General features: G+C 70.2%; 4 protein-coding genes. 2 read left to right on the forward strand and 2 right to left on the reverse strand.

The features are described from left to right. Positions 1–83: 83 nt before the first annotated feature. Entirely contained in the window at positions 84–1,241 is a 1,158-nt protein-coding gene (hutI, locus tag F9K34_RS16230) for an imidazolonepropionase (protein ID WP_291338163.1), read from the reverse strand. Between the two features lie 104 nt (positions 1,242–1,345). Between hutI and F9K34_RS16235 the strand changes: the two genes are divergently transcribed. After that, entirely contained in the window at positions 1,346–2,716 is a 1,371-nt protein-coding gene (locus tag F9K34_RS16235) for a formimidoylglutamate deiminase (RefSeq protein ID WP_291338164.1), read from the forward strand. Between the two features lie 3 nt (positions 2,717–2,719). Here F9K34_RS16235 and F9K34_RS16240 read toward each other — a convergent pair whose 3' ends face one another. Continuing rightward, positions 2,720–3,403 carry a UTRA domain-containing protein gene (locus tag F9K34_RS16240; protein ID WP_366557920.1) on the reverse strand — a complete coding sequence of 228 codons (684 nt, stop codon included), beginning with the start codon at positions 3,401–3,403 and terminating at the stop codon, positions 2,720–2,722. A gap of 229 nt (positions 3,404–3,632) precedes the next feature. Between F9K34_RS16240 and F9K34_RS16245 the strand changes: the two genes are divergently transcribed. Beyond that, positions 3,633–6,278, forward strand: coding sequence for a calcium-binding protein (locus F9K34_RS16245; protein ID WP_291338166.1), 2,646 nt, complete (start codon positions 3,633–3,635; stop codon positions 6,276–6,278). Positions 6,279–6,286: the final 8 nt, after the last annotated feature.

Below are 6,286 nucleotides of genomic sequence, written 5' to 3' on the forward strand. Positions count from 1 at the left end.
CTTCGGGCGCGAGCCGGGCGGGGGCGCCGAGGCGCCAGAGCCGTTCAAGCTGGGCGAGGGTCGTCGCCCCCGGGACGAGGGTTTCAGGCGTCAAGGCGGCCTCCGAAGATGCGGGCGTGAAGGGGGGTGGCGCCGATCCGGTAGGACAGCTCGGCCGGATGCCGCGCGTCCCAGACGGCAAGGTCGGCGCGCAGACCCGGAGCGATGCGGCCGCGGTCGTCCAGCCCGAGCGCGGCGGCGGCATGCCGGGTGACGCCTGCGAGCGACTCCTCCGGCGTCAGGCGGAAGAAGGTGCAGGCCATGTTCATCGCCAGCGTCAGCGAGGTCATCGGCGCCGTCCCGGGGTTGCAGTCGGTGGCCACGGCCATCGGCACCCCGTGGCGGCGGAGAAGGTCGATGGGCGGCACTTGCGTCTCGCGCAAGGTGTAGAAGGCGCCGGGCAGGATGACCGCCACGGTGCCGGCCCGCGCCATGGCCGCGGCGCCCTCCTCGTCCAGATATTCGAGATGGTCGGCCGAGAGCGCCCCGTAGCGGGCCGCAAGGCCCGCGCCGCCAAGGTTCGAGAGCTGTTCCGCGTGAAGCTTGACCGGCAGGCCGAGCGCCCGGGCGGCATCGAAGACCCGGCCGATCTGCTCCGGCGAAAAGGCGATACCCTCGCAGAAGCCGTCCACCGCATCGGCGAGCCCTTCGGCCCGGGCGGCCGCGAGCGCCGGCAGGCACACGTCATCCACATAGGCATCGGCGCGGCCCGCATATTCGGGCGGCACAGCGTGGGCGGCGAGCAGGCTCGTGACCACCCCCACCGGGCGGCGGTGCGCCAGCGCGCGGGCGGCCCGCAGCATCTTCAGCTCGTCCGCGACGGTGAGCCCATAGCCCGACTTCACCTCGACGGTCGTCACCCCCTCGGCAAGCATCCGGTCGAGCCGCGACAGAGCGCCTTCCTCCAGCTCGGACTGGCTCGCCGCGCGCGTGGCGCGGACGGTCGAGACGATCCCGCCGCCGGCGCGCGCCACCTCTTCGTAGCTCGCACCCTCTAACCGCATCTCGAATTCGCGCGCGCGGTCGCCGGCGTGGACCAGATGCGTGTGGCAGTCGACCAGCCCCGGCGTAACCAAGCGGCCGCCGAGGTCGATCCGCTCCCCCTCCGCCGCGGGCAGGTCGGCCCGCGGGCCGACCCAGCGGATGCGGTCGCCCGCGATGATCACGGCACCGTCGGGGATCAGCGCCTCATCCCCCGTCATGGTCGCCAGAACCGCATTGATAAGAATCATCGGAAGCGCCTTGTATCGTCTGCGTTGTCGTGTATTATGTCTGCACATATCATCCTGTCAATACGGGTTAACCGATGCAGCGAATCTGGGCGCGCCAAGCGCTTCTTCCCGAGGGCTGGCGCGATCGCGTCCTGGTCGAGATCGCGCCCGGAGGGCGCGTCGGCGCGGTGCAACCCGACATGGCCCCGGCCGCGGATTGCCAGCGCGTCGGCGTCCTCCTTGCCGCCCCGGCCAACTGTCATTCGCACGCGTTCCAGCGCGCGATGGCCGGGCTCACGGAGCAGCGCGGGGCCGAATCCTCCGATACCTTCTGGACCTGGCGGCAGCGGATGTTCGCCTTCCTCGAACGGATCACGCCGGAGCAGGTGGAAGCCATCGCCGCGCAGGTGCAGATGGAGATGCTGGAGGCGGGATTCGCCACCAATGTGGAGTTCCACTATCTCCACCATCGTCCCGACGGCGGCTCCTATGCCGATCCGGCCGAGATGTCGGCCCGCATCGCCGCGGCCGCCGCGACAACCGGGATCGGGCTGACGCTGCTTCCGGTGCACTACCAGTTCGGCGGGCTCGACCGCCGCCCGCTCGGTCCTGGCCAGCGGCGCTTCGGCACCGATCCCGAGCGTTTCGCGCGGCTGGTGGAGGGGGCCGAGCGGGCGTTGCGCGGCCTGCCCGCCGATGCCGTGCTCGGCATTGCGCCGCATTCCCTGCGCGCCGTGGCCCCCGAAACGCTCGTCGCGCTCGCGGCGCTGAGGCCCGGCGCGCCGGTGCATATGCACCTGGCCGAGACGGGAGCCGAAGTGGCGGAGGTCCTTGCCGCGCTTGGCCGCCGGCCGGTGGAATGGATGCTGGAGAACGTCGCGCTCTCCTCCCGCTGGTGCCTGATCCACCTCACCCAGATGCTTCCGGCAGAGACCAGGGCGCTGGCCCGCACCGGCGCGGTGGCAGGGCTCTGCCCGCTGACCGAGGCAAGCCTCGGCGACGGCATCTTCGACGGCGTGACCTGGTGCGATGAGAACGGTGCGATCGCGCTGGGGTCCGACAGCAATATCCGCATCTCTCTGGCCGAGGAACTGCGCCAGCTCGACACCAGCCAGCGGCTGCGCGACCACAGCCGCGCGGCGCTGGCGACGGCCGGGCGATCCACCGGGCGGCGGCTCCTGGAGGATGCCGCGACTGGCGGCGCCACGGCGTCGGGACGCGGCTCCGGACGGATCGAACGCGGGGCCTGGGCCGATCTCCTCGCACTCGACACGAACCACATCGACCTTGAGGGGCTGCGGGGCGACACGATCCTCGACAGCTTCGCATTCGCCGGCGACAGCGGCATGGTAGCCGATGTCTGGGCGGCGGGCCGCCACATGGTGCAGGGCGGGCGGCATGTCCGCCGCGACGCGATCACCGCCGCCTATCGCACCGCGGTGCTTGGCCTGCGGGAAAGCGTCTGAACATCAGTACCGGGTGGTCATCCTATGCCCGGGGCGATGGACGAGGCGGACATAGGTCACCGTCTGGCCGCTCCACCGCGTCAGCCGCTCGGTCAGCAGGAGCGGATCGCCGACCGCACAATCCAGATGGGCGGCGAGCGCTGCATCTGCCGAGGTGGCCGAAATGCTGATCTCGACCGCAGAGAAGGGGATCTGCGATACCAGCCACTCGCTCGGACCGCTCGCCGTGAAGTCCGCCGTGCGCGCCTGCGGCAAGAGGCCCAGGTTGATCCAGCGCTCCTCGTGCTGCCAGGGGGTGCCATCGGCGAAGTGCAGGCAGGTCAGGTGGCGCACCGCATCGCCGGGCGCCAGCGCCAGCCGCGCGCGCAACCACTCGGGCGCCTCGATCACCTCCGACCGGACGAGCGCATAGCGGTAGCTGCGTCCCTGCTCCTCGACCTCGCTCCTGACCACCGGGATGTCGAACCGCGCCTGCCGCAGGGGCGACGACCGCACCCTGGTGCCCGACTTCCGCTTGCGCTCGATGATGCCGTCCTCGGCCAGTTCGCGCATGGCGCGGTTCACCGTGGCCCGGGCCGAGCCATAGGTTTCGGCCAGTTCCAGCTCGCCCGGAAGGAGACTGCCCGGCTTCCATTCGCCCCGGGTGATCCTGCCGAGGATATCCGCCTTGATCTTGCGGTAGGTCACCACCACCCCTGCCCTCGCTTCTCCCCGATCCGGCGCACAGCAGTTGCCACCGCTCAACGATAAATCTCAGACATATTGCCATTCAAATCCAGTCAAAAGAGGCGCGGCACGGGGCAGACTACGGACAATTCGCACGATCGCGCCATCCCCCGACCGGACCGGCGAAAGGCTGCCTTAACCACCCCGCACTGAGGATCGTCACCGGATCGGATCAAGGCGCGGGGGCGCAATGCTGTGCTGGTCGGCGGCGGCAGTCATGTTCGGGAACGGCGACACCCTTCCCCTGGCAATCACCGGGCTGGAAAGCTCGGTGGAGAACGGCCGCACCTACCTTTCCGCGGTCTCTGCCAACGGCGGGGCGCTTCTCAGGTTCGAGATCGGGTCGGCCGGCACTCTCGTCGCGCAGGGCTCGCTGCCACTGCCCGCGGGGCAGAACGTCGCCGACGGGCTGATCGAGGTCGCGGTTGGCGGGAGGTCCTATTTCGCGCCGCTGGCGCCGCTTGCCTCCGCCATTCCGGGCCTGACGTTGTTCGACCCGACCGGTGGCAGCGACATCGTGCTCGGCGACGCGGGCACACGAATCGCGTCGGTTGCCGCGGTCGACGTCGGCGGCGCGAGCTTCCTCCTCGTCGCCCACGCCGACAGCGGCGCGGTAGACACCTTTGCCCGCACCGGCTCCGGCCCGTTCGCCCTCGCCACTCGCACCACCGCTCAGCCCGGCGGGACGGGTCTCGCCGCGCTCGTGGTCGCCTCGGCGGGCGGCACGGCCTATGTCATCACCGCCCTGGCAGCCGACGATTCCATTCGGTCGAGCCGGATCCTGGCGGACGGTTCGCTGGCCGAGGTCGACCGCGACGGCGCACCGGGCGGGCTCGGGCTTGACGCGCCCTCCGCGACGGGCTGGACCACGCTTGACGGTGAAACCTACGTCCTGCAGGCGGGCGCCGGCAGCTCTTCGCTGAGCGTGCTGAGGCTCGAGACGGACGGGCGGCTCACGCCAACCGATCATGTCGTCGACAACCTCGCCACCAGGTTTCAGTCGGTCACCGCGCTCGCCATCGTCGAGGACGGTACACGCCGCTACGTGATCGCCGGCGGCGCCGACGGTGGGCTCAGCGCGTTCGCGCTCCTGCCCGGGGGGCGTCTCTATCACCTCGGCGCCATCGCCGACACCGCCTCGCTGACCCTCGCCGCGGTGAGCGAGGTCGCGGCCGCGATGGCTGGCGGCCGGATCCAGATCTTCGCCGCCAGCGGCAGCGAGGTCGGCTTCACCCACCTTGAGCTTGCGCTCGGGATCACCGGCGACATCGTCGCCGGCACCGACGCCGGCGAGAGGATATCCGGCACGACCGGCGCCGACATCCTTCTCGACGGGGCCGGCTCCGACGTGCTGATCGGCGGTTCGGGGGCGGATGTCTTCGTCCTCGACTACGACGGCGCCAGCGACACGATCGCGGATTTCGACCCCGCGATGGACCGGCTCGACCTCTCCGGATGGACGCTGCTGCGCAGCGCCGACCAGCTCGACGTAACAGCGACGACCTTCGGCGCCATGATCCGCTATCGCGGCGAGGTGCTGCATATCCACTCCGTGCAGGGCACCCAGCTCACCGCCGCCGACTTCGCCCGCATCGGCGTCGCCAATCTCGACCGGATCCTTACCGGATTCGTCGACGGCGCCGAACTGGAGGGCACGGCCTCCAACGATCGTCTGACCGGCACGGCGGCGAAGGACAGGCTCATCGGATACGACGGAAACGACATCCTCGACGGCGCCGGGGGGGCGGACACCCTCATCGGCGGCACCGGGCTCGACTGCGCCGACTTCTCCTGGGCCACGACCGCCCTGAGCATCGCGCTCGACAGCCCCGACCTCAACACCGGCGCGGCGCTCGATGTCATCTTCGAGAGTGTCGAGGGGGTGTTCGCCGGCAGCGGCGACGACAGCGTGACGGGGAACGCGGCGAACAACGACCTGCGGGGCGAAGGCGGCAACGACAGCCTGCTGGGCGGGGGTGGCAACGACACGCTGAACGGCGGGTCCGGGGCGGACGTGCTGGACGGCGGCAGCGGGACCGACACGGTGTCCTACCAGGACGCGGGCGGCGGTGTGCGGGTGGATTTCCTCCACCCGTCGCTGAACCTCGGCGAGGCCCTCGGCGACAGCTTTGCCAGCGTGGAGAACATTGTCGGGTCCACTCTTGCCGACAACTTGCGCGGCGGCTATGGCACAAACGTGATCGAGGGCGGCGCCGGCGACGATTGGCTGTTCGGTCGCTGGGGCAACGACCGGATCTATGGCCAGGGCGGCAACGACGTACTGCTCGGCGGCGCGCACCAGGACATCCTGGATGGCGGCACGGGTACCGATACCGCCAACTACCGCGAAAGCTACGTTGGCATCCGTGTCGACCTGGCAGACGCGAGTGTCAACACCGGCATCGCCGCCGGCGACACGCTGATCTCCATCGAGGATCTCTACGGTTCGGCCAAGGACGACAGCCTGCGCGGCAACAACGGCGCCAATACGATCGACGGCTGGACCGGCAACGACAACCTCTACGGCCGCGGCGGCGACGACCGCCTTATCGGCGGACAGGGCGACGACAAGCTCTGGGGCGGCGCCGGTGCCGACACCTTCGTCTTCGACGCCGGCGCCGACCGGGTGGAGGATTTCACCGCCGTCCAGAACGACCGCATCGCGATCGACAAGGCGCTCATCGGCGGCAGCGTGCTGACCGGCGCCGAGATCGTCGCCAGCTACGCCTCGGTCGTCGGCGGCATGGTCGTCTTCGACTTCGGCTCCGGCAACACCCTCACCCTCGAAACCCTCGCCTCAACCGCAGGCCTCGACGCCTACGTCTTCGCGTTCTGAAGGGGCAC

It is taken from the genome of Albidovulum sp. (assembly GCF_008933605.1).
GTDB lineage: Bacteria > Pseudomonadota > Alphaproteobacteria > Rhodobacterales > Rhodobacteraceae > Albidovulum.